This is a genomic window from Microbacterium mangrovi, assembly GCF_000802305.1.
Lineage (GTDB): Bacteria > Actinomycetota > Actinomycetes > Actinomycetales > Microbacteriaceae > Microbacterium > Microbacterium mangrovi.
This window is the reverse complement of record NZ_JTDK01000034.1, coordinates 1-770: the sequence shown is the minus strand read 5'-3', so window position 1 is coordinate 770 and position 770 is coordinate 1. Positions and strand designations below refer to the sequence as shown.

Here is a 770-nt window from a genome sequence, read left to right as displayed (position 1 = left end):
TCGCGGTGTTCGGGGGTGGTGCCGTGCCCGTCGGGGACGGAGGTGAGCAGCAGGTCCAAGGCGACATCAGCCATGATCTGCGCCCTCGTGCGCTCATCCGGAACAAACTCTGCTGCTTCGGCGTCGTCGCCGATGTCTTCCGCGGCCGCCTCGGCCGCCGCGGCGGTGTCGGCCTGGTTTTGGGTGTGGAGTTCGGTGGCGATGTCGGTGAGCCGGTTGTAGGTGCCTTCGATGTGGGCGGTGGGGCCGGTGATGATCAACTGCCCCACCCCCGGCTCCACGCTGCGTTTGCGCACCGACCGGCGTTGCACGGCTTCCTTGATCCGGGCCTGAGTGCCGTCCGGGTCGAGCCGGTCCACCAACACGCCCAGGGCGTCCTTCAACTGGGCCGGAGTGAGCTCTGCGGCCAGGTCGATCGCGTACCGCTCATACTCGGCCCGGATGTCGGGATCGTCGATGACGCCGCCGACATCCGCGATCGTGGTCGCATGCTGCGGGGACAGGGCACCGGCATCCACCCGGGACATCGTCGCAGCGAACCGGGAGACCAGGACCTGTGCCTGGTTCACCCGGGACGCGACCTGGTACTCGGACAGGCGCACCGCCGCGGCGATCTCGGCGTAGATCTCCCGCATCGCCAACTGCGACGCGGACACCACCGCCCCGGTGTCGGCCTGCTGGGCGCGTTCGCGTTCCCGCCGATCCACCAGGGCGGCCACCGACGCGAAGAACCGGGTCTCCGCACCGAACGCGACCGCCACCCGCGCCCG

The 770-nt window shown here is 70.0% G+C and carries 1 protein-coding gene; it reads right to left on the bottom strand.

Annotation, left to right across the window (positions count from 1 at the left end):
- On the bottom strand, positions 1–770 hold a 770-nt coding region (locus tag LK09_RS20360; protein WP_039403825.1), incomplete at both ends, for a DUF222 domain-containing protein.